This is a genomic window from Sporosarcina sp. JAI121, assembly GCF_013408665.1.
In the GTDB taxonomy this organism is placed as follows: Bacteria; Bacillota; Bacilli; order Bacillales_A; family Planococcaceae; genus Sporosarcina.
Genome location: NZ_JACCCL010000001.1, coordinates 401,863 through 423,240, shown reverse-complemented (window position 1 = coordinate 423,240; position 21,378 = coordinate 401,863). Strand labels below are relative to the sequence as shown.

At 43.3% G+C, this 21,378-nt stretch carries 19 protein-coding genes; 1 reads left to right on the top strand and 18 read right to left on the bottom strand.

Translation table 11 applies throughout. From position 1 onward, the window contains the following. Positions 1–61: 61 nt before the first annotated feature. Both HDC33_RS02035 and HDC33_RS16465 read right to left on the bottom strand, forming a co-directional pair. Entirely contained in the window at positions 62–790 is a 729-nt protein-coding gene (locus HDC33_RS02035) for a hypothetical protein (RefSeq protein ID WP_179390866.1), read from the bottom strand. A 16-nt stretch (positions 791–806) separates the two neighbouring features. Beyond that, positions 807–935: a hypothetical protein gene (locus HDC33_RS16465; RefSeq protein WP_255457276.1), complete on the bottom strand. Its 129-nt coding sequence runs from the start codon at positions 933–935 to the stop codon at positions 807–809. A gap of 94 nt (positions 936–1,029) precedes the next feature. On the opposite strand from HDC33_RS16465, the gene HDC33_RS02030 reads away from it, so the two are divergent. After that, positions 1,030–1,167 carry a hypothetical protein gene (locus tag HDC33_RS02030; RefSeq protein ID WP_179390865.1) on the top strand — a complete coding sequence of 46 codons (138 nt, stop codon included), beginning with the start codon at positions 1,030–1,032 and terminating at the stop codon, positions 1,165–1,167. A 46-nt stretch (positions 1,168–1,213) separates the two neighbouring features. Here the strand turns inward: HDC33_RS02030 and HDC33_RS02025 are convergent, their stop codons facing one another. From HDC33_RS02025 to essB, 16 genes are all read right to left on the bottom strand, one after another. Next, the gene (locus tag HDC33_RS02025; RefSeq protein WP_179390864.1) at positions 1,214–1,591 is read right to left on the bottom strand and encodes a hypothetical protein; all 378 of its coding nucleotides are present in this window, start codon (positions 1,589–1,591) and stop codon (positions 1,214–1,216) included. A 70-nt stretch (positions 1,592–1,661) separates the two neighbouring features. Next, complete coding sequence (locus HDC33_RS02020; RefSeq protein ID WP_179390863.1) at positions 1,662–2,225, bottom strand: hypothetical protein; 564 nt, start codon at positions 2,223–2,225, stop codon at positions 1,662–1,664. Between the two features lie 152 nt (positions 2,226–2,377). Next, positions 2,378–2,689 (bottom strand): DUF4176 domain-containing protein, encoded by a 312-nt coding sequence (locus HDC33_RS02015; protein ID WP_179390862.1) that lies wholly within the window; start codon positions 2,687–2,689, stop codon positions 2,378–2,380. Between the two features lie 39 nt (positions 2,690–2,728). Then, positions 2,729–4,252, bottom strand: coding sequence for a ribonuclease YeeF family protein (locus HDC33_RS02010; protein ID WP_179390861.1), 1,524 nt, complete (start codon positions 4,250–4,252; stop codon positions 2,729–2,731). 62 nt (positions 4,253–4,314) lie between these two features. Continuing rightward, complete coding sequence (locus tag HDC33_RS02005) at positions 4,315–5,037, bottom strand: hypothetical protein (RefSeq protein ID WP_179390860.1); 723 nt, start codon at positions 5,035–5,037, stop codon at positions 4,315–4,317. A gap of 120 nt (positions 5,038–5,157) precedes the next feature. Continuing rightward, positions 5,158–5,718, bottom strand: coding sequence for a hypothetical protein (locus HDC33_RS02000; protein WP_179390859.1), 561 nt, complete (start codon positions 5,716–5,718; stop codon positions 5,158–5,160). Positions 5,719–5,732: 14 nt separating this feature from the next. After that, on the bottom strand, positions 5,733–6,194 hold the full coding sequence (locus tag HDC33_RS01995) for a DUF5085 family protein (RefSeq protein WP_179390858.1): 462 nt from the start codon (positions 6,192–6,194) through the stop codon (positions 5,733–5,735). Then, positions 6,191–6,637, bottom strand: a complete 447-nt coding sequence (locus HDC33_RS01990; RefSeq protein WP_179390857.1) for a DUF5085 family protein — start codon at positions 6,635–6,637, stop codon at positions 6,191–6,193. Before HDC33_RS01990 ends, HDC33_RS01995 begins: the two co-directional genes overlap by 4 nt. A gap of 1 nt (position 6,638) precedes the next feature. Next, the gene (locus HDC33_RS01985; protein ID WP_179390856.1) at positions 6,639–7,415 is read right to left on the bottom strand and encodes an ABC transporter ATPase; all 777 of its coding nucleotides are present in this window, start codon (positions 7,413–7,415) and stop codon (positions 6,639–6,641) included. A gap of 17 nt (positions 7,416–7,432) precedes the next feature. Continuing rightward, complete coding sequence (locus HDC33_RS01980) at positions 7,433–9,025, bottom strand: ribonuclease YeeF family protein (RefSeq protein ID WP_179390855.1); 1,593 nt, start codon at positions 9,023–9,025, stop codon at positions 7,433–7,435. Next, positions 9,022–9,324 (bottom strand): YwqI/YxiC family protein, encoded by a 303-nt coding sequence (locus HDC33_RS01975; RefSeq protein ID WP_179390854.1) that lies wholly within the window; start codon positions 9,322–9,324, stop codon positions 9,022–9,024. The genes HDC33_RS01980 and HDC33_RS01975 overlap by 4 nt, the downstream gene beginning before the upstream one ends. After that, the gene (locus HDC33_RS01970) at positions 9,321–9,683 is read right to left on the bottom strand and encodes a YwqH-like family protein (RefSeq protein WP_179390853.1); all 363 of its coding nucleotides are present in this window, start codon (positions 9,681–9,683) and stop codon (positions 9,321–9,323) included. Before HDC33_RS01970 ends, HDC33_RS01975 begins: the two co-directional genes overlap by 4 nt. A 1,023-nt stretch (positions 9,684–10,706) precedes the next feature. Then, complete coding sequence (gene essA / locus HDC33_RS01965; RefSeq protein WP_179390852.1) at positions 10,707–11,213, bottom strand: type VII secretion protein EssA; 507 nt, start codon at positions 11,211–11,213, stop codon at positions 10,707–10,709. After that, complete coding sequence (gene esaA, locus HDC33_RS01960) at positions 11,203–14,052, bottom strand: type VII secretion protein EsaA (RefSeq protein WP_179390851.1); 2,850 nt, start codon at positions 14,050–14,052, stop codon at positions 11,203–11,205. The genes essA and esaA overlap by 11 nt, the downstream gene beginning before the upstream one ends. Continuing rightward, positions 14,049–18,530: a type VII secretion protein EssC gene (essC, locus tag HDC33_RS01955; RefSeq protein WP_179390850.1), complete on the bottom strand. Its 4,482-nt coding sequence runs from the start codon at positions 18,528–18,530 to the stop codon at positions 14,049–14,051. Before essC ends, esaA begins: the two co-directional genes overlap by 4 nt. Before the next feature lie 1,480 nt (positions 18,531–20,010). After that, complete coding sequence (gene essB / locus HDC33_RS01950) at positions 20,011–21,375, bottom strand: type VII secretion protein EssB (protein ID WP_179390849.1); 1,365 nt, start codon at positions 21,373–21,375, stop codon at positions 20,011–20,013. Between the last annotated feature and the right edge of the window lie 3 nt (positions 21,376–21,378).

Sequence of the window (21,378 nt, the reverse complement as noted above, 5' to 3'; positions counted from 1 at the left end):
AAAAAACAGCTCCATTCCAGATGTGCAATCCGGCTGGAGCTGTTTTTCATCGTCATCATTACTATTTCTTCCGCTTTTTCACTCGCAGGTTCCTTTGATTTTTCGGTAATCCAAAATGGGGATACACTTTCTTGAGTGCCGCCCTATTCTTTCGTAAAAATATGTATCGATGAATGGATGTTGAAAAATAAGCGGTTAATACAGTTAGAAGCGAATATAAAAACAGTATAATAATCATTTTGATCGATTCACTAAAAATGAATGTTATTATCATTTGCGCCACTACATAACCGATTCCGGACGCAGTAACAATCCAGGTAGTATTTCCCGCTTTCTTATTTTGTAATTTATAATAAGTACCACTATGCAGAGCTTTATAATTCACCCCATTCATGAATAGTAATAGTCCAAGGAAAAGTACAATCCCGAAAATAAATGGAAACTTACTTGACACTCGGAGATGGTAATAGAGGAACTTTTGAATGACCAGAAATAAAACATACGTATTTACTATTCCGTAGATCCCGAAAAACAAGTAATAGGATAACTCAAAACGGTATGGGTCTACAATGTAAATAATCGCCCATATATGTAACAAGGCGGTCGGAATTACTGCTGCTAGTAAAAATTCGAATGAGAAGGGTTCAGCAAGTAAGGGGAAAATCCCGAAAAAGTCTAAGAACAATAGGACAAATGTGATGACATTTCTCCGGTTTTCTTTAGGGGTTTGCAAATTTAAATATGACAACGTAATTTTATCGATTCCTGCTTGAGCATTTGATTTCCCCATTTATAAATCACCCAATTCATTTATTCCGCTTTTTAGGTTTTGTATATCTGTCACTCATCGGCAATCCAAACTCCGGATACACCTGTTTGCCAAGATCCATATTTTTAACAATATGAAAATAGCGATGGATAATAACACTACTCAAAACTAGGTACCCCTCCCCTCAGCGCGTCACGCATTTCATTTTATTCCTTCCTCTATGAAAACTGGAGAGAAAGACGCCAAGCGTGTGCGGAGTTATGATCGGTCCTGCGCATTATATAGTCGCTTCTCCATGTTTTATGGTCGGTCATGCGGTTGATATGGCCGCTACTCCACGTGTTACGGTCGGTCGGCTATGTTTTTTGGTCGGTCAGACGCGTTATATGGTCGGTTAAACACGGGTGACAGTCACCAAGTCAAATCAGACACTATTCAGACAATTCATTCCTCTGTCGGCACTTGAATTGAATGTTTTGTTAAATAGTCCTTTTTAAAGCTGGGATAGTGCGATGTCCACATGTTATGTACAAAATACAAAAAGGGCAGTGCGGCAATTGGCAATAGGAATAATAAGAACCAATATGGACTTTCCTTGATGCCCAAGATTGTCCCGCCTATGATACCAAACAGAATATAAAGCATGGAAATCAAACAAAGACTTACGTAGACTAGTAAAAAACCCGTATTCATATAGACTAATACATACATGGAAATTTTATTCCTTTTTCCTTGTACGCGTTGACTTAACTTCCAATTCGCCTTAATTTCAGCTGTGGACTGTTTCAATACTTCCCGTATATTCATTATTATTTTCTGCATGTTTCGAGACCTCCATCACTTTTCCATATACAAAAGCGCTACAACTTCGTGAAAAGCTGTAGCGCTTTTGTTATTTTTCCAAATCAAATTTGGCGTTTTCGATTTTCATAGTTTTATTTTCTTCGGTCATCACTTGAAGCAGTTTTTCTCCTTCCGGGGTAACCGGAACGGTAAATGGAACTGCATGGTTTGGCTGAATAACGCCTGCAAACGGTTCAAGCAGTTTTATTTCTTCACGATCGAATACATATTTCACAGTACCTTCCGTCTCTACGCCCAACGTATATTCCAACGTAATATCTTTGATTCCCTTTTCTAACTTGTTGATGCCTAAGAATAGCATGACACTCTCGCCTGCACTCGTTTTTACAAGGTCAATTGCGTGAATACTGAAGTCTTCTGCAACTCCGATAGCGGGATTCGCTTCTACAAGTCCCGCCAATTGTTGATACATCTCTGCTTCCAAAGTGACGCCATTTTCCTCGTCTGCTTTCAATACTTGCATCGATAGCGCTTGTTGCTCTTTCTCTTTTTTCACGTTTTCTTCCTCTCCCGTCTTCGGTTTTTGGTCATTGTCGGCGTTGCAACCTGCTAATAGGATTGCGGCGAATAACATTACAAATAGCTTCTTCATTTTGAGACTCTCCAATCATGAATTAAAATTACTGACGATTACTTATAGATATAAATTGAAATAAAGAATTCCATTGAACCGCTACGGCGCTAGGGGATGCCTTCGCTCCGTTTATACACCGGATTCAATACTTCAACATATCTAGTAATTTATCATACATCTTTTGTTGCAAGCAGTCTGTCCAACTCTTTCCGGAAAGCTAGTTCACCTTCTGTTTCAAACCCTTTGAATACGACTTCGGCAATATCCTCGTGCTGGAAGAAAAGATTCGTGTTCGTAGATAGATGTCCTTGCGGATACGGACATCCAACATAATCCCACATCTTCCCGTCGCCGTCCACTTGGTTTTGTTTTCTTCCATAAATCATGATAAAAGGCTCTACACCATCTATCTTTAGCACTGTCCCGATTGGCAACAGGTCATTTCCTTTATCAATTGATCTTGATTGAAATTGTTCATTCATTATATAACACTCCATTCCAGTACTTAAGTAGAATGCAACTTATTGTGAATCACTTTCAAAGGTTATTCCCACTTTGGCTCCGAATAATAAACGTAAGTCTATCAATATTTCCTTACCAATCTTTGCTTCACCCCCAACACCGACCGCGGATACACCAAATGTAAATTTCGCGTTTGTATCCGTGAATGGGATTCCGATTGTTGGGTGTACCTCCGCTTCCAATAATGAAGCTTTTGCGCCTATTCCAACTGATCCTTTATCAAACCCTGCATATGCTTCAGCGGTACCAACATTGGCACCAGCACCTATTCCGGTTCCACCAATCACTTTACCAAGATAGGGCATATCTCTGTCAAATTGGGTTTTACCTTCCAATTCATAAACGCTGCCTTGAACTTTTGCCAGTGGCAGTGGTAAATTCAAGCCTAACACAGATTCCCCGCCGATTCTTGCGTCAACAGAACCTTTTAATACATTTATCGTCCCTTCCCCATCAACAATATCTGTGTCAAGGTCCACTTTTCCGTGAATCAAACTGGCCTCTGAACTTCCACCAATTTTGTTATCCCCTACGGCATACCCATCAAAACCGGACCAATCATTTTTATACATACCTGCCCCACCAGTGACAGTTACATAATCATTGACCTTTACAGTATCTCCATCAATGAAAAAGTCAGTTTCCGCGGTTTGTTTTGTAGAATCCTCTTTTTTCGCATGACTACCTATGTTGCTCATGTATTGAAGGAATCCGGTGGTAGATCCGATACTTGTAAAATCTCCTTTCGTAAAGAGAGGTGAGTTTGCGTACTGAAACAGGTTTTGATTTCCTGAAACGCCACCGAGAGTTGACGTTTTTCCCATCATAGATAAAGGCAGATCGAACAGTGTCCGATGAGTTAGGTCTTTCTTTAACGGATTCAACGCAGAATACGCAACCCACTCTGACTTCGGAAAGTTTATGCCCGTCAGTTTATTTTCAAAAAGGCCTTCCAAATCAATCAGCCAATTTTCCATTGTTCTCAAGTCGCTTTCAATCGTTGAAAGGGCATACGTCTGTTCAGCGTCAAACTGATGCACATTGGTGACGGTTTCATCACGTTTTCTTTTTCCATCACTCACACCTTGCTGTACTTCCTGGTCATACAAATGAGGCAAGGCGACAATATCTGAAACCTGATCCATAATCGTATTTGACTCATCCGTTAACGCGGCTGTCACTTGTGATACTGCCGTTAGACCACTTTCAACTTCCCCTTCGAGAAAACTTTCACGAATGAAACCGGTCGAACTCGGTTCAAGCGAATGTAGGGATGACCTGATTTGCGCAAGAACGCTGTCATAGGTGTTTTTGAAAACTAGAAAGTATTGAACAAAAGGCAAATGACATTCGCTATAAAACATCCGGATTGCGTCCCCGCCTTGTCCTTTCAAGGAATCTTCCAGCGCAACAAGTCCTTGTATGGACGATTCAATCGCTTTCATCTCATCTTCGAGACGGCCGAGCATTGCCTGATTTCGTTGTAACCCCTCTTGAAATGGACCGACATCTACTATTTTCATGAAATCTCCTCCTTAGACGTAGTATTTTAATAACACTCGAAACAGCGGTGATTATGAATGATTCACCTCTTTCTTTTCTTACGTTTTTTGGATTTTATATATCTTTCATTCATTGGCAAACCAAATTCCGGATACACCTGTTTTACAAAATCCATGTTTTTAATAATGTAATAGTAACGATGGAGAGAGGCGGAAACAAATGCGGTAAAAATTGATAATGCTGAAATTAAAAAAATGAAAATCATCATTTTTGCAGACTCACTATAGACGAAGGTTAAGATGAGTTGACCTATCACATACCCCAATCCCGCGAATGAAAGCCACCAAACATTGACACTCTTCATCTGCTGCAATTTATGGTACGTTCCCGTGTAAAGCGCCTTTACATTTAGCCAGTTTACTAGTACCAATAAACCAAGAAAGAGGACTAAACCAATTACAAATGGTATTTTCCCTTCCACCCCTATATGGAAATATAGGATTTTTTGTGTTGCCAAAAAATAGACATATGTATTGACAACTCCATATACACCGAAAAATAAATAATAAGACTTCTCAAATTTGTATGGCGCGATTAGATAAAGCAATGCCCAGATTTGTAACATGACGACTGGAACAATTGCCAATTTAAAGATTACAGCCGAGAATGGAACAGCAACTATGGGAATCATTCCGGTTACATATAATAAAATCAAGAAAAATGCAATAATATTCCCCTTATTTTCCTTAGGTGTTTGGAATCTTAAATATGATAGCGTAATTTCATCTATACTTGATTTTTCCATCACTCAATCTCCCAATTCACTCATTACTTTTTTCGATTTGAGGTTCGTTCCTTTCTCAAGCTAACAATAAATGGCGTTGCATTCCCAAGTTCGGAATTGCAACGCATCCTCATTTATTATTTATTCAAACTTGAAATTATCCATCTTCACGACTTGGTTGTCCTGCTCGAGTTTGTCGATTAGGGCTTCCTGTTCTGCTGTGATGCCGAGGGAAAATGGAACTGCATGATTCGGTTGAATGATGCCTGTATCTTGTTCAGAAAGGTTCACTTCGACGCCTTCCCATACGAATTCTCCAGAATCAAGGCCCAACGTATAATCGAAGCTGATGTTTTTCATGGGTTCATCCAGGCGGTTGATGGCTAAGAAAAGCAATGAAGCGTTTTCTGTTCCACTGTCCACGATATCGATAATATTTATACCGAAATCATTGGCGAGTCCCATATCTGGGTTTTCCGTAATCATTCGATTTAACTCTTTATAGAGTTCATTGTTATCGATTGTTACGCCGGCTTCTTCGTCCGCTTTCAATAATTGTAGCGAAAGTTTCTCTTCTTTAACTTGTTGTTCAACTGTTTTATCCACTTTTTCTTCAGCCCCTTGTTGTTTATTGTCGTCCTTTGAGGCACATCCTGCCAAAAGTAATACTGCTACTGTCAATAAAAATAATATTTTTTTCATGTGAATCCTCCTCATCAAATTTCAAAAAGTACCGAGACACCTACAGACATCTCCACATTTGTTTTCCCTGCATTCGTTTCTTTGAACTCAACGAACATAGGTGTTTTTCGACTCATTTCATGTGCTTCAATATAGGTAAGAAGCTCCGAAAACGTCGCCTGTGACCGGGCATCAAAGTCGTCTGTTATCCGTGTCATGATCATACGGTCAATCAGGAAATAACTGTTGAAATTAATTTCCTCTTCTTTAGGAATGGTAAAATCATATTCTTCAATCGGAATGAACAACTTGGCCGTCATCACTTCAGCAGTGGGATTGCTCAGAATGGAAAAAAACATCTTTCCAACTGAGTGATACCCATGTCCGCTTAAGATTGCATCAAAATCTTGGATAGCTAGATCAATTTCTGCCGGGACAAAATTGTAGTATTTAGAAGCTACATTTTTGTAAGCGATTTGGTGGTTTTCGACGATCATTCTTTACCACCCGCTTCTAGAATCGGGCAAAATAAATCAATGATGTAGTCATTATATAATTCATGTACGACGAAAAAGTATGTATCTTCCAATTCGATTTCATTGAACTCTGCATAATCTTTTAGTTTCTGTACAGCAACGTTAACATCCATTACACCCACTGCCTGACGCAAAAACAATGCTTTTTCCAGTTTAAAGCTATCCTGGAAACTGAATTCCGTTTCCTCTGGCAATTGGACGGGTGCGTTGATAGGTAAATAATAAGTGTAATCATCTTCTTGGTTGGAATTAACAGAGAAAAAGATAGGCCCATCCTTGTAAATGTCTTGACTGACTATGAAATCTTCTAGCTTATTGAATGGTATCAGCCAATCTTCCTTCTTTTGTCTAGTTTCATAGCGCAAACAGTTGTCAAATTGCAGTGAACGAATGTCAATTTCCATCTCACAACTTCCTTCCTTTAGCTGAGTCTTCAGAATCTAAATAACCTCTTTTATCGAAATTAAAGCTTTTGAAGCGGAACTTGCAATACAAGATGACGAGCTGCTCCGGCAACACAAAAATCATCGTATAGAATATCGCGAAGCAAATGAATGTAAGCATGATATCCTCGAAATCAGCCATATTGAATGTTCTTATAATAAATTGAGTGATGAACAAAAGGGCAGTACTTCCTATAACAACGGCCGGAATATACGATTTAGTTTCGAATTTCGCTCTCAGTTCATCTCGTTTCGACCCCTTACGATACTTCCCTTTTCGCAATAAATTAGAAAATCTGATGACAGTAGCAACGAAAAGCAAGACTCCAAGTGACAATGTCACCATTGTAAATGTCAGTAGTGAGCTTTCTGAAACTTCCTGATTCTCTCCTACTAAAAATAACCCGCAGATATAAAAGGATAATGTAAAAGCGTTTTGTGAAACTAAAATAGTTACTAGATATTGTGTTTTTTGACTTCTCTTATAAATAAATGGAATTGCATATATCGCAGAAAGAATAACTAAAATCACTGTAATCCAGAAATGTACTGTAAGTATCTGATCTTTATACGGGAAGTTCGTCATTCTTCCCAGTACTGTATATTCCAGATAGTAAATCAGACTTTGCATGAAGACGGCCAATACCAATGTTCCGCCGAGTGCATTGGGGCTTTGCCTGCCCGATACCAGTGGTTCACGTAGTACGGATACATCTTCAATTGTTAACTTTTTCAACAAAACAGGGTGTCCTCCATTCATTTCCATTTGATAAGACCTTTGAGTTTATCCAACTGCGAGTCTTTTTTCTCTTTGCCATCCTTGTCTTTTGATCGTTTATTTAAGAAGCCGTTGATTCCCAATCCTACAAGGACACCGACCGCGGTCCCGACTCCCGGAATTGGTATGAATGCTGTGCCTAATGCTATACTAGCCGCTTGTACTGCTCCTGCGACAGCTGTATCGATTGCAGTGTCGACCGTTGCTTTAGTTGCAGCCACCTCTGTGCTTAAACCGCTATCCTTCGCTTCATGATAGTTATTGTAATAGTTTAACCCAGCGCCCACGGGGCCAAGTGCTTTTACGGAACCTTTTGCCAACCCGCTATTCGCAATGCCTTTCACATCAACGATTTCCTTGAAGGAATCACCTGCACCTTTAAGTGCTGCGCTTCCGACCATTTTCCCCTTTTGGCCTAGTGTCGCCTCGGGATTAAAATAAGCAAGGGAAGGATGTTGTTTCAGTGCTTGTTCACCGACGCTGGACCAGCCACTTTGGCCGGGTTTTTGCGATGCAAACTTCAACATCGTCTGATTGGTTGCCGCAATCTCATAATGTTTAGGCGACCATTTTTTTCCGCCCTTCGGCAATTTATAATTGAATGCACTTAGCGCACTTGCATCGGGTTTGACACGTAAATCCTCCAATGCTTTTAGGGTTGCATTGATGCGGTAGGAATCGGCACCTGTTCGCAAATTAGGGTGTTTTGAAGTACTTAAACCGCCACCTTTGCCCGCATGGTACAACCCAAAACTTGAATAGAATCCAGATATACCTGTATTTGCCCTAACAGCCCATCCTACAGCTGTTCTTAAATTCAATACATGCTGATTGGCGGAAGAAACATCCCCCGTCTCTTCCTCAGTGCCGTCCTCGACAACGCCATTCATCTCGTTAATACGGTGCTCCAGCTCTGTTTTAAGCGGGTGGTTTTCCGAATACTCCGCCCAACGCTCGGCCGGAAAGTCTATATCGGTCAATCCATCGTTCATCATACCTTCTATTTCAAGCAACCACAGTTCCATCGTCAGCAAATCCGACTCAACCTGCGTCAACGCCGCCGTCTGCGTTGCATCGAATTCATTCAGATCGGTGATTGTTTTTTCACGCTTGATCTGTGCAGCGCTGACGCCTTCTTGCACTTCACTGTCGTTCAGATGCGGAAGTGCCACTATATCAGAGACACCATCCATGATGCCGTTCGATTCATCTGTCAGATTTGTCGTCAGTTTAGCGATTTCTGTCAGACCTTCTTTGACATCCGTTTCAAGGAAACTTTCTTGGATGAAACCATTTGAAGCCGGCTCCAGCGTGTTTAGTGCAGCTTTCATTTGGCTAAGAACACTGTCATAGGAAGTGTTGAACGTCGTGAAAAATTGCAGGAAGGGCAAATGACAATGGTTATAAAAAGCCCGGATTGCGTTCCCGCCTTGCCCTTTCAAGGAATCTTCCAGGACGACAAGCCCTTCTATGGAAGATTCAATTGCTTTCATCTCGCCATCCAGGCGGCCGAGCATAGCACTATTCTTCTGTAAGCCTTCTTCAAATGGGCTGACGTCCAGTATTTTCATTGGCTTACCTTCTTCGACCCCGGCAATGTGCATTGCATGGCAGATGCCACTTTGTCGTCAGATTCGCGCATGAATTGCACTGAATTGGTAGTCGTCGCGATATTCGCTTGTAGCACCGTTTGATATCTTGTCAATAATGTTTCCAGCTTTGTCGATAGCTCTGTCAATTTTGTTACGACATCCAGTGTATTTCCTGTAATGGGCGGTTCCGCTTTCGAATTGAGCGCTGTGGTTGCGTTGGTCATGTCGCTTGTTTTACTTTCAACGTCTGCATACACGATTTTTACTTCGGTAGTCATGATTGTCTCGCCTCCTCTGCTTTCGCTCTTGCTTCTGCTTCTAATCTTGCAATGGTTTGTTGAAGAGATACGATTTCAGCTTGGAGCGCTATAATTTTGTCGTCAATCGCATTGAATACTTTTGTGAACTGGGCACCGGTTATTTCCAGATAAGGCGCGTGGATTCCTGCTTCGCGGATGTCCTGGAAGGCGGCGGCGAGGGTGCCGTGCCATGTGCTTGTTGATAGTTCGGGTTGCAGGCATTTTTGTTCGTTCGCTTGAAATTCCGATTGTTTACCTTGTAAGGAAGCCCGGCAAGCGTTGAGCCGTATGATTTCCTCCTGTTTTTTCTTTACTTGTGCATAGTAATAGGCAAGCATTCTGTTTCCTCCTATTCTGTTGGTTATTACGGTAATTCCACAATGGCTAGGCAATATAGGTTGGAATAAAGATTTCTCATGCTAGACGCTTTGGCGCTTTGTTCAACTTATAGAATAAAAAGCTATATTCACTACTTAACAAACTTCACACTTTTTTAGAAGGTAAAGATATAGATAAATCCCATTGAATTCGCTTTGGCGCTTGTGGATGCCTCTCGCGATAAGCCGGACAGAAGACCGCTGTCAGTCTTATCGCTTCGGCTACCACATGAAGGCGCCTGCGCTGGTTTCTTGTGTTCAATTTATAGAGAAGAAGGTTTTTTACTGATTAACAAGCTCTCCACTTTTCTAGAGAGTAAAGATATACATAAATCCCAATGAATACGCTGCGGCGCTTGTGGATGCCTCTCGCGATAAGCCGGGCGGAAAACCGCCGCCAGTCTTATCGCTTCGGCTACCACATGAAGGCGCCTTCGCTGTTTTTTGTTCAACTTTTAGAGTAAAAGTTATTCTCACTGCTTAACAAACTCCACACTTTTTTAGAAGGTAAAGATATAAATAAATCCCATTGAATACGCTACGGCGCTTGTGGATGCCTCCCGTGATAAGCCGGACAGAAGACCGCTGTCAGTCTTATCGCTTCGGCTACCCGGTCAGTTCTGACACAATTCACGTCCTTCGAATTGTGACAGCAACTGACACTGAAGGCGCCTTCGCTGGTTTCATTTGTTCAACTGATAGAGTGATAAGTAATTCTCACTACTTAACAAACTCCACATTTTTCAGACTGAAAAAGTTCTTTTTTAAAGTAAGAACTAGTTGATTGTAGTGGCGAGCGGCGACTCCAGCGGGAACAGCTCGAGCTGAAAGCCCCGCAGGAACGCAGTGACGAGGAGATTGAAGCCGTGCCCGCGGAAAGCGTCCGCTCGAAACGGAAATCAACGGGATTGAAGGAATCTAGTCAGCTTCGCCTACCCCTTTGAAGACGCCTGCTCGCGGTTCATTAAAATTATACTTATCAACTTATTGAAGTTTCGGTTTATCATTGACAAGCTTCGGTAAGAAAATCGTGAATAAAACTACGAGACCGGCGGCGATGATGAGTAGCAAAATCATTGTCCGCGAGGTATTGCTTGCGCTGCCCTCTTCGATGGTTTCAGGGACAGTTCTGGTATTGCTGCCGTCGCCCGCTTTTGTGAAGAGTCCGAGTTCGGCGGTTTTGGCTGCTACGGTGCTTTTTTCCCCGCGTTCATCCGATTGGAAGAGAGAGGATATGTCGTCTCTCTTCGGAAGTTGCTTTCTGCCGTCGAAGTAAATGTCGAATTGCTTGGTAGGTATCGTGTTCTTCATCTCAACCTTTTTCCTGTCATGCAAATAATCGGTGTTTTTCTTGAATTTCAGTTTTTCGTAAATGACCGGTTCCAAGTCAAGATCGGGTTCTTCATCCCCGGCCGCTTGAACGGCAGTTCCTCCTGCCATCCACGCGAGTAGCAACGAGACAAGCAGCAGGCGTACCGTTTTAGTTTTCATGTGCCTGTTCCGCCGTCGCTGCTTCAGTTGTATTGTATTTATTGATGATATAAGAAATCGCGAGCATCGCAATGGCAATGGCTCCAGTCGTAACCGCTCCCCATACGAAACTTGTTTCAGGATCATATTTTATGGACATATAGACGGTCGACAATAGATCCGGGATATTCAGTTCAGGTACGGCAATGATCAGCAACGGACTAATGTATAAACACATCAGCGCGACACTTGCTATCCATCCTGCAACTTGACCGAATTCAAGTGCTGCACGGATGACCGCTGCACTTGCCAATAACAGAAGGATGGTGAATACTGTCCATTCGATTGCACGTTGGTCGTTCAGTACGTACATATTGATGCTGTATAGACTGATGATGAGTCCGACGAGCAAGGACAGCATACCGGTCAATCCTAAACGGAAACCGATCGGGCCTTCTTTGATGCGATAGCTGAAGAAGCCGATCAATAAACTACTAATTAGCAACATGATCAAGAGAATGACAGGCGGTACTTTCTTTACTTCATCCGCAGCAATCGCTTCCCCTTTTACTTGGAGCGGATTGACGAAGTGATTGAATGCATAGCCGTTCTCTTGTCCATCCACGTAGGTGTTGCCTAGGAAATTCTCTATATCCAAACCGAACGCCGACATTGCGTTGACATTCGTTTCCCACTTATCGCTGAATGCGGAGGACGTCTTTTTGAGATCATCCGCTTTGACATGCAGATCATTGGCATAATCCACGAGACCACTTTGTCTGTCGGATAGTGAATCCATCATGCCGCTGAGCGCGACAAGTTGGTGGCTGATGTTCTGTTGCCCTGTGACCACTTCTCCCTCAGTTGTTGCTGGGACAGGTTCGCCTGAAGTGATCATCGTGGCAGGATTCTGTATTTGTTGAAGCAGTACATTTGCCTGCTCATCAATCGCATTCAGCTCATTCACTAATGCGGCGTGCTGCTGTTCCACCGATTCTTTATAGCCGGACATGATTGCAGCGAACGTTGTGCTTAAATCAGTCATGCCGAGTTCAGTTTCGGGAATGCTTCCCCCTACCAAATCCCAGCCTGCGAGTTCGGCTTCGTTCAAATCAACGACGTTTTTCAATAAAGCCGTTAAGATTTCGTCCTTCAAAATTTCATCTTTGTGCATGCTTTGCCCTTGTTCGTCGAGGGTGAAGCCAAATTGTTGAAGTGTTGCGTAATACGTTAACAATGCGTGTGTGTCCTTGTTGGCGGCGCCTTTTGCAAATACTTCTTCCAACCGATTGCGCTGGGCTGCTGATAATCCGCCGTGGTCAAGAAGTGATGCTTCTTTTTGTTTGATTTCCATTAGGATTTTTGCCGTATCGGCAGGGTTTGAATTCAAGACTTGTTTCATCGAGCTATATTCTTTGTTCAATGCATTGTACTTCTTGACGGCATCCTTATAATCAGCGGATGCTTTTACGTACTGGTCCGTTCCTTCTTTTTTGGAACCGTTCCAAAGGGCTTCTTTTTCGGACAGGACGGCCTTGATGGATGACAGCTCTTCTTCAAGCTTCGCCAGTTCACCGATGACTGAGGATTCAGGGTCCGTTTGCGCGACATTTTCTTTCATTGTAGAAAGTGCTGAAAGTACTGCGTTCACTTTGTTCTGCTCTTCCTCAAGTCCCGGCAGTGCGGTCGCTAGTTGGGCAGCCGCTTGCCGATCCATTTCTTCTTGAATCGCAGTCATCCGTTGCTCATCAGCTGTCGGATTGGACGTACCGCTTCCAGCTGACCCGCTTTTTCCGGCCGCAATCCCTCTTTCCAAATTGCTTAAAATCGAGTTGTTGTAGCGGTCGATCGCTGTACCTTGGACGACGAGGAGATCATCGAGTTGACGGTCGACCTCGCTTTTGCGTAAATCGGATAGTGCATCGAATCGCTGTTTGTTCTCATCGATGATTTCATTCACTTTTTGAATTTCACCGTTCAACTTCTCGTTACTATCTTCAAGCGTTTGTACCGATTGGTTGAATTGGTCCGCTTGGGTTGCAGCAGCTGCATGGATTTTGGCAAGACTGTCATTTTGGACCGCTTGTAAAATCTCTTTCTGTGTTTGCTGGAAATCTTTGTACTGCTGTACATATGTGACGAAACCGTCCATTTGCTGTGCGAATGAGTCCGCATTTTCGATCCGGGCGGTATGGCCGTCATTCGCATCTTTGATGACGGAACGGAGTCCATCCATCTGTTCTTTCTGCTTTTTCATCTCTTCCGCTAATTTCTCGGATCCCGGTTTATAATATGCGGACATTGCAGTGAGGAATTCCGTTTCTTTTCCTACTATATTGGTGAATTCCTTTTTTATGTGATCCATTTCTTGTGCAACATAGCTCCAATAAAGGGTTGAAACCTTCTCGTTTACACGATTGGTAGCCGTTTCAATTTCATGGAGCACTTTTTCTTTTCGCGAACCCGCTTTTTCGCGTTGAACTTCATAGGAGAATTCCGCCTTTTGTGGGTTCTGTTCATCATAAGACATGATGTTTTCCGAGAAGTCGGACGGAATATAGACGATCGCTTCATGCTGATTCGATTTCAATCCGTTCACCGCGGAACCGCGGCTCATGACTTTCCATTCATACGGTGAATCTTCAGCTAGAATGGAAACGACCTCTTCTCCCATTTCGACGTTTTCGTCATCCTTCGAAATGCCCTGGTCTTCATTGACAATCGCGATGATGCGCTTGTTCGAGCTGTCCGGATTCAGGATATTCACGCCGAGGAGCTGAAAGAACAAAATCGGAATCGCTACAATCAGCACAATTCCTACAGCCATTTTTACCATCTTCATATTGTTAGTCGTTTTCATTGCAGGATCTTCCTTTCAATCTCACTTAACGGAATTTGAACTTTTCTTGCATTGCCGTTCAGAATATAATGGGCGAATCCTAACGGAAGTTCCGTTTCTTTCCGTTCGTACGCAACCGTATACAGCGTCTGTTCCGATTTTTTCATGAAGATGAGCGCTTGACGAACGAGTTTCAATTCATTCGTAAATGCATCGTAGCCTTTCGTGATTTCTGCGTTATTACCGGAAATGATGACATTGAATCCTAAGTGGGAATACTTTTTCATCAGTTTCGAGAGCCGGTCTTGTATTGTGATATCCGCAGTTTGTAAAAATCTTGTATAACCGTCGATAACGAAATAGGAAGGGATTATTTCTGCCGCCCCATTTCCAAACTGAACTTTTTCCAAATACTCGTTTTCGACTTGTGCGTAGTATTGTTCAGCACTTGAAATCCACTCGACGAGTCGTTCTTTCGTTTCCAAGTAATCGACTTTCGATTCATCGGCGAACATAGCCAATCCACGGTCGAATGAGTCGAAGATGGCGATGAAGCCCGGTTCTTGTTCCATCAAGTTGTACAACATCCACTTCAATGTATTCGTTTTTCCACGCTGTGCTTGACCGACTAAAATACAGTGGCGGTTTTTCCTGAAATCAATCATCACAGGACGAACCGTTTCTTCATCCAAACCGAGGGCGACAAGTCCATTTTCCTTTTCTTCTTTTACGTAAGAAGGGAAAATGGTCGAAGTCAATTCCAGCGGTAACATCGGAATCGGCTGCGGAAGTTCGTGCCCGCGGTATGTCTCTTTCAGTGCCCGTGCGTTCGTTTTGATGGCTTCCAGCACTTCGAAATCATCTGCTCCGTGCGCTGGAAGATGGATTTGCGCGAAATGCGGGTCCTCTTTCTTCACGATGGCCCTTCCAGGGAACGGCTCCAACTCGAATGGCACACGTCCAATGACTGTAAAGCTTTCCGTTGCATCCATCAAATAATGGACGACTTTCGTTTTCAAGTTATTCATGAGCGATTGTCTAACGGATTGCACCCTTGTCGCTGCGATGAACAGATAAATACCGAGCGACTGTCCGTCCCGGGCGAATTGAATGAGTTGCATTTCAAGCTCTTCCATCTCTTCACGGACGATATCGTAATTATCGACGACAAGATAGATACGCGGTAAAGGATGGGCAGAGATTTCGTTATACATGTTAATATTGCTGACTTCCGCCTGTTGAAATATCACTTTTCTATTCGCGATTTCGTCTTTCAACAACTTGACGAGTTTTTCACGTTTCAACTCTTCATCCAGCGTGAAGTAGTCGGCTGTGTGAGGAAGTTGTCTGAGTGGAAGCAGCGATCCATTGCCGTAATCCAATATATAGATGTGCGCTTCATTCGGCGTCAGATTATCGGCTATCCCAAGAAGTACAGTCAGTAATGTATACGACTTTCCATATCCTGAAGAACCGAAAACGCCCAGGTTGCCGTCTTTCGTCCAGTCATAGCCGATCGGCGTTTGACTTTGTTTTTCGGGTTCATCAATCATGCCGATTGCGAAACCGTTTTGTACTACAGTGTTTTCTTCCGTTTTTTCGATTCGCAGTGCCAGTGGTGGTAACCACGGACTTGCCAGTTTTCGGATGGACATTTCCGCCTGAGTTTGGGCAATTTTTGCTGTTACGGCTTCCATTTCGGTCAGGCCGCTTTTCTTCTTGCTGACATTCGTTTCGATGCCGGAAAGTGGATACAGGCCGAGGTCCGTGACGATTGCGATGTCATCTTCCCCTTCCAGCGTTTCTTCCATATACGGTGCACCGCTCCATGCGGATTGGAACAATTCGTACACTTCATTGTTGCCTACTTGTAAATAGCCCCGACCGGTTTGCGTAATCGTGGCGGCATCGCCATTTTTCAAAATCTCTTTACTATCTGATGCATCCTGCACTTTCAAGGCAACACGGAACCGGGCATTACTCCAAATCTGTTCATCGATGATACCGCCTGGTTTTTGTGTCGCCAAAATGAGATGGACGCCAAGGCTTCGACCGATCCGGGCTGTACTGACCAGTTCGCGGATGAATTCGGGTTCTTCACTTTTCAACTCTGCGAATTCATCCGAAATGAGGAATAAATGCGGCAACGGTTCCGCTGCATTCCCTTCCTTATAAAGCGTCGTGTAATCATCGATATGCGTAACGACATATTGATCGAAAAGACGCTGCCTTCGTTTCAGTTCACTATTAATAGAAGTAAGTGCTCGCATACTGAAGTTTTTACTGCCTTCAATGTTTGTGATCGTGCCTAAAAGATGGGGGATATTCCTGAACGGCTGTGCCATTCCTCCGCCTTTATAGTCGATTAACAGAAAAGCCACTTCATGGGGGTGGAAATTGACGGCAAGCGATAAAATATACGTTTGAAGAAACTCACTTTTACCCGAACCGGTCGTTCCCGCCAACAATCCATGGGGGCCGTGCGCTTTTTCATGCAGATTCAATTCGACACGTTCTTCTTTCCCTTTGAATCCGACTGGCACCGCCAGGGATTTCGCCGATTCATTCATCAGCCAATTGCGGCCGATCGGAACATCTTCCACGTCTTTCACACCGAACATTTCCAGGAAACTGACGGAGTTCGGAATCGAATTTTTCATGCCGACTTGGTGGTTGAGCGTCTTCAACATCCGAGCGAACCGTTCATTCGTGGTCCGGTCATACTGATCTAGCTTGAATGGCGTATCCACCGCTTTCCCGGCATTGATGAGAATGTCACCTTCTTGTTCATTAACATAACGGACTAGGGTATGGACATTTTCAGTCATCCGCTCTTGCGCCGATTCGGCAAAGATGACAGAAATGCCAAGCTCCTCATTGTTTTTGCCTTCCAAATACTCCAAAATGACATGCTCTGCAATCAACGGATAATTGGAGACGATGAAAATGAGATGAGGCGAGAATCTTACTTTCCCTTTCATTTCATCCATATCACGCTCGCGGATTATTTCATAAAGCGACGACAGCAGCTGGTCACGGGTCTCTTCATTATGAATCAACCCTTTCGCGTGCTTATTAGGCAGTGTGAAATGAGGCAGCCACTTCATCCATTCGACGTCTGCATAGTCCTTATCCTTAAAGATGTAGATGAAACGCGTATCGTGGTAACTATGTGAAAAGGCAAGCTGCCCAACAATCTGGTCCAGTTCACGTTTAATGATCGATTCTTTTCCGACAAGCCCTAAAATCCCTGCTGACAATGGAGCTGTAATGGGAGCGTCCGGGATTTCCTTGTATACCTTTTCCATGCGCTGCGCTTGTTCCAGCAAATCGTCGACTTCCCGATTCGCCAAATCCCCGGACGATAGCGTGATATCGTAACTGGCGGGCGCATTGCCTGTACCAAGCCTGAATTCCAGAAAGTCGTGACTGTCGAGCGTTCTCTCCCAAATCCGCCCTGATAATTGAGCAGTCAACTGTTTCATCTGTTCAAATGGCGGGAAGTGATAGTCCAATACGTTCTTCTGTTTATGGGACAGCTCATACAATTCCTCGCGCATATTTTGCAAGTAGGCGGTGTAGACACGGCGTCTCTTTGCTTCGTTCCTCTTGCGTCTTTTCCTGTCTTTGAAATATTGTACAGTCGACGTCACAAGTGTCATCAGGAACATCGAAATGGAGATGATGATGAATATTCCGCGCGGGATTAAAACTGCAACAAGCCCCATGACTACGAGCATCACGAGCGGTGGTGCAATGATTAGTAAAAGCCCGCGACCTGAATCTTCACTTTCCTGCGCCGGAAAGGACAGCGATACTTTTCCGTCGGGCAAATCGTAGATCATTCGCGGGGTTCGCCTATAGTCGGGATACATGCTGACGATTTCGGACTCCCGCAAGTCGATTTCCGACAACTTCGTTGTGTACTCAACAGCGGAATGGATTTCTAAAACATCTTGTTCAATTAATTTCATTTCCATGAAGCCCCACTGAAGGACGTCGCCGATTTGAAGGGGGTCATTCAGTTCGTATCTTTTTCCGTTGACGTAGAGTGGGCAATTGTAACTTTTCTTGATAATCCAGCCTGCAGATGTTTTGTTCAGTGAAAATTGACCGGGTTCGGCTTCCGGAAATTGAGTTTCTCCTCTATTGAATGTCGCTGATTCAGTTGTTCTTGCAAATGAAATTTCATTTTCATAGTCCAGAAAATATGTGTTGGAAGAGGCGGGAGCGGGTACTAGGCAGAAGTCGAGTACCTGTTCTTTTTGTTCGATTTTCAGGCTTTCCTCGGCTGATAACCGGCCGATGGTGGTGGTTCCATCGTGAACGGTGAAGCCGCCCTCATCACTTGTTACGGTTAGAGGTCCTGATGTAAATGGAAATGACAGTATAGTAATGTCGTTTTCGATAGCCGGTCCGATTGTTAGGGAGGTAACGGCTTTTTCGTCGATATCGATGCGTTGATAATGTTCGTCGTAAAACACCCATAGTTGATTCATCTTGTACACCTTCTTTTTTTATATAAATTGATATTGGGAATTCCTCTAATACACGCTTTGGCGCTTGGGGATGCCTCCCGCGATAAGCCGGGCGGAAAACCGCCGCCAGTCTTATCGCTTCGGCTACCCCAGTTAGGCGCCTTCGCTGGTTTTCCCTTTAATATTTATGACTACATTTAATATCTATATATTCGGCACAATTAATTTAGTATTCAATAGAAACTGTATTGATCGCCTTATACAACGTACGACTCCAGCGAAGGAGCGACAAGTGTGAGCCGAAGTAATGAGACTGACAGCGATCTTCTGGCGGGCTCTTTACGGGAGGCCATCACCAAGCGACGAAGCGGTATTGGAAACTGCTTCCTAGTAGTAATCATAAATAACTCACTAAATTTTCAGTTGTTAAGTGCCAGGTATATAGACTGAAAGAAAGAATTCCCATACTACACGCTACGGCGCTTGCGGATGCCTCCCGCGATAAGCCGGGCGGAAAACCGCCGCCAGTCTTTTCGCTTCGGCTACCGCTGTAAGGCGCCTTCGCTGTAGTCAAATGCTCAACGTATATAGCTACTATCTATATACTCGGCACTCTTAATTTCGAATTCAATAGAAACTGTAATAATCGCCTAATACAACGCACGACTCCAGTGAAGGAGCGACAAGTGTGAGCCGAAGTAATGAGACTGACAGTGATCTTCTGGCGGGCTCATTACGGGAGGCCATCACCAAGCGACGAAGCGGTATTGGAAACTGCTAACCAGTACTAATCACAAAAAGTTTACTTATTTTCTACTTTTAAAAATGCTGGGTATATAAGTATTTAATAGAAACTATAATAATCGTCTTATACAACGTACGACTCCAGTGAAGGAGCGACAAGTGTGAGCCGAAGTAATGAGACTGACAGTGTTCTTCTGGCGGGCTCATTACGAGAGGCCATCACCAAGCGACGAAGCGGTATTGGAAACTACTTGCTAGTTAGATTCACAAAAAAACTCACTTACTTTCTATTTGTTGAGTGCCGAGTATATAGACTTAACTAAATGTTTCCCATAGTACACGCTTCGGCGCTTGCGGATGCCTCTCGCGATAAGCCAGGCAGAAAACCACCGCCAGTCTTTTCGCTTCGGCTACCGCTGTTAGGCGCCTTCGCTAGATTTCCCTGTAATATTTATGACTCCATTTAATATTCATAATTCCTATCTAGATATTCGGCACTATCAATTTAGTATTCAATAGAAACTATAATAATCGCCTTATACATCGCGCGACTCCAGCGAAAGAGCGACAAGTGTGAGCCGAAGTAATGGGACCTAGGAGGGATGCAGTTCAATCCCTCCCTAGTGATTTTCTGGCGGGCTCATTACGAGAGGCCATCACCAAGCGACGAAGCGGCATTGGAAACTATTTTCCAATACTCACAAAACACCCACTAACTTTCCATTTGTTGAGTACCAAGTATATATATCGTTTCCTTTTACGAATTAGGTTCTTTGTCTACTTGTTCTTTGTCTACTGGTTCCGTTTTCTCTACTTTTACTGGCTTCTCTATTTTTTCTACCGAATCTACTTTGACTTCCTTTTCCACTTTATCTGCTGCTTCTGCTTCAACTTCCTTTTCTACCGCATCCACTTTTTCTGGCTTCTCTACTTCAACTTCTTTATCTTCTTCAGTTTCTTCCTCATTTTGCTCCATTAACTTTTTATATTCTTCCAATTCACGGTCGATTTCTTGGAAGTGATATTGTTTTTCTTCACCGGTTAGTTTATCATCAGCTTGGATTTCTTCCCGCCTTTTCACTAATGCGAAAGTGATAAGCTCGCCGTCTTCCATGGACCTGGCCAGGTCAAGCGCATTTTCGGCTTCTCCCCGACCGATGTAAATCCAATACTTCAAGTAATCCGTATCCGTCTGCAGCGTGATATTCGTCAATACATTCTTTTTCTGTTCTTCGTCCAGTCTTTCATTCGCCACGGATGAGTGTGCCAGCTCATAGAGCACCACATAAGGCATCGACTTTATGCTGTAGGGAGTTAGAATTGTGACGACCTGACTGTAATTCCGCAATAGAAAGTATTCATGGCTATCGATGTACGCTTCGTTTTTCGGCTTTTCGTGTATGAAATAGAAAGTTGCAAATATAAGAGCGGGAATAAGTAGCACACCAAGCCCGATAGATAACCATTTCGTCAGTTTCCACTTTTTACGCGGCAGTTTCACATAAGTCTTTTCTTTCACCTCCAACAGTTCTAGTTGTTGCGCGATATAGTCGAGCAGTGATTGGCTATCTGGCATTTCCATCACTTTCGCGCCGGTTTCTTTCAGCTCCAGCACTTCGTTATACTTTAAATAGTCTTCAAATGTGAACGAATCATCCACCGCAGCTGCAACTGCCGCTTTTGTTTCCAGCCAGACACGTTCTGCGTTATTTTTAAACGGCGGCAAACTTTCCGTTACCCCGTAATAGATGAAAACGGGTGTCATCCCTTTGCTGTAAACGATGTTTTCGGGGCTGACGATTTGATTGAGACGGGGATATGGGTGGGCATCGACTTTTTTGACAAGCTGATGCGCAAAAATCCATCTAGACTTGGCGTCTTCCGTTTGGATTTCATCGAAACGTTTCAATGAACTTGGTATCGTTGCGTGGATGATCAATTCGTCATCCGTCAGTACAATCTCTTTTTCGATTTCTGGACTGACTTCTTGTAAGAAGGTGATCTCCGTACTTTTTTTCAAACCGATTCGTTCTTTTTGGAAGACAAATGTGCTTTTGTTTGATTCTTCAGTAATGTCCGCACCAATGAGATCTTTTACATATGTATGGTTGTTAGTTGCCATTCT

Bases quoted from the DNA above. Each gene is read 5' to 3' on its own strand.
- HDC33_RS02035 (WP_179390866.1), bottom strand. From the start codon at position 790: ATGGGGAAATCAAATGCTCAAGCAGGAATCGATAAAATTACGTTGTCA.
- HDC33_RS02030 (WP_179390865.1), top strand. From the start codon at position 1,030: ATGATCGGTCCTGCGCATTATATAGTCGCTTCTCCATGTTTTATGGTC.
- HDC33_RS02025 (WP_179390864.1), bottom strand. From the start codon at position 1,591: ATGCAGAAAATAATAATGAATATACGGGAAGTATTGAAACAGTCCACA.
- HDC33_RS02020 (WP_179390863.1), bottom strand. From the start codon at position 2,225: ATGAAGAAGCTATTTGTAATGTTATTCGCCGCAATCCTATTAGCAGGT.
- HDC33_RS02015 (WP_179390862.1), bottom strand. From the start codon at position 2,689: ATGAATGAACAATTTCAATCAAGATCAATTGATAAAGGAAATGACCTG.
- HDC33_RS02010 (WP_179390861.1), bottom strand. From the start codon at position 4,252: ATGAAAATAGTAGATGTCGGTCCATTTCAAGAGGGGTTACAACGAAAT.
- HDC33_RS02005 (WP_179390860.1), bottom strand. From the start codon at position 5,037: ATGGAAAAATCAAGTATAGATGAAATTACGCTATCATATTTAAGATTC.
- HDC33_RS02000 (WP_179390859.1), bottom strand. From the start codon at position 5,718: ATGAAAAAAATATTATTTTTATTGACAGTAGCAGTATTACTTTTGGCA.
- HDC33_RS01995 (WP_179390858.1), bottom strand. From the start codon at position 6,194: ATGATCGTCGAAAACCACCAAATCGCTTACAAAAATGTAGCTTCTAAA.
- HDC33_RS01990 (WP_179390857.1), bottom strand. From the start codon at position 6,637: ATGGAAATTGACATTCGTTCACTGCAATTTGACAACTGTTTGCGCTAT.
- HDC33_RS01980 (WP_179390855.1), bottom strand. From the start codon at position 9,025: ATGAAAATACTGGACGTCAGCCCATTTGAAGAAGGCTTACAGAAGAAT.
- HDC33_RS01975 (WP_179390854.1), bottom strand. From the start codon at position 9,324: ATGACTACCGAAGTAAAAATCGTGTATGCAGACGTTGAAAGTAAAACA.
- HDC33_RS01970 (WP_179390853.1), bottom strand. From the start codon at position 9,683: ATGCTTGCCTATTACTATGCACAAGTAAAGAAAAAACAGGAGGAAATC.
- essA (WP_179390852.1), bottom strand. From the start codon at position 11,213: ATGAAAACTAAAACGGTACGCCTGCTGCTTGTCTCGTTGCTACTCGCG.
- esaA (WP_179390851.1), bottom strand. From the start codon at position 14,052: ATGAAAACGACTAACAATATGAAGATGGTAAAAATGGCTGTAGGAATT.
- essC (WP_179390850.1), bottom strand. From the start codon at position 18,530: ATGAATCAACTATGGGTGTTTTACGACGAACATTATCAACGCATCGAT.
- essB (WP_179390849.1), bottom strand. From the start codon at position 21,375: ATGGCAACTAACAACCATACATATGTAAAAGATCTCATTGGTGCGGAC.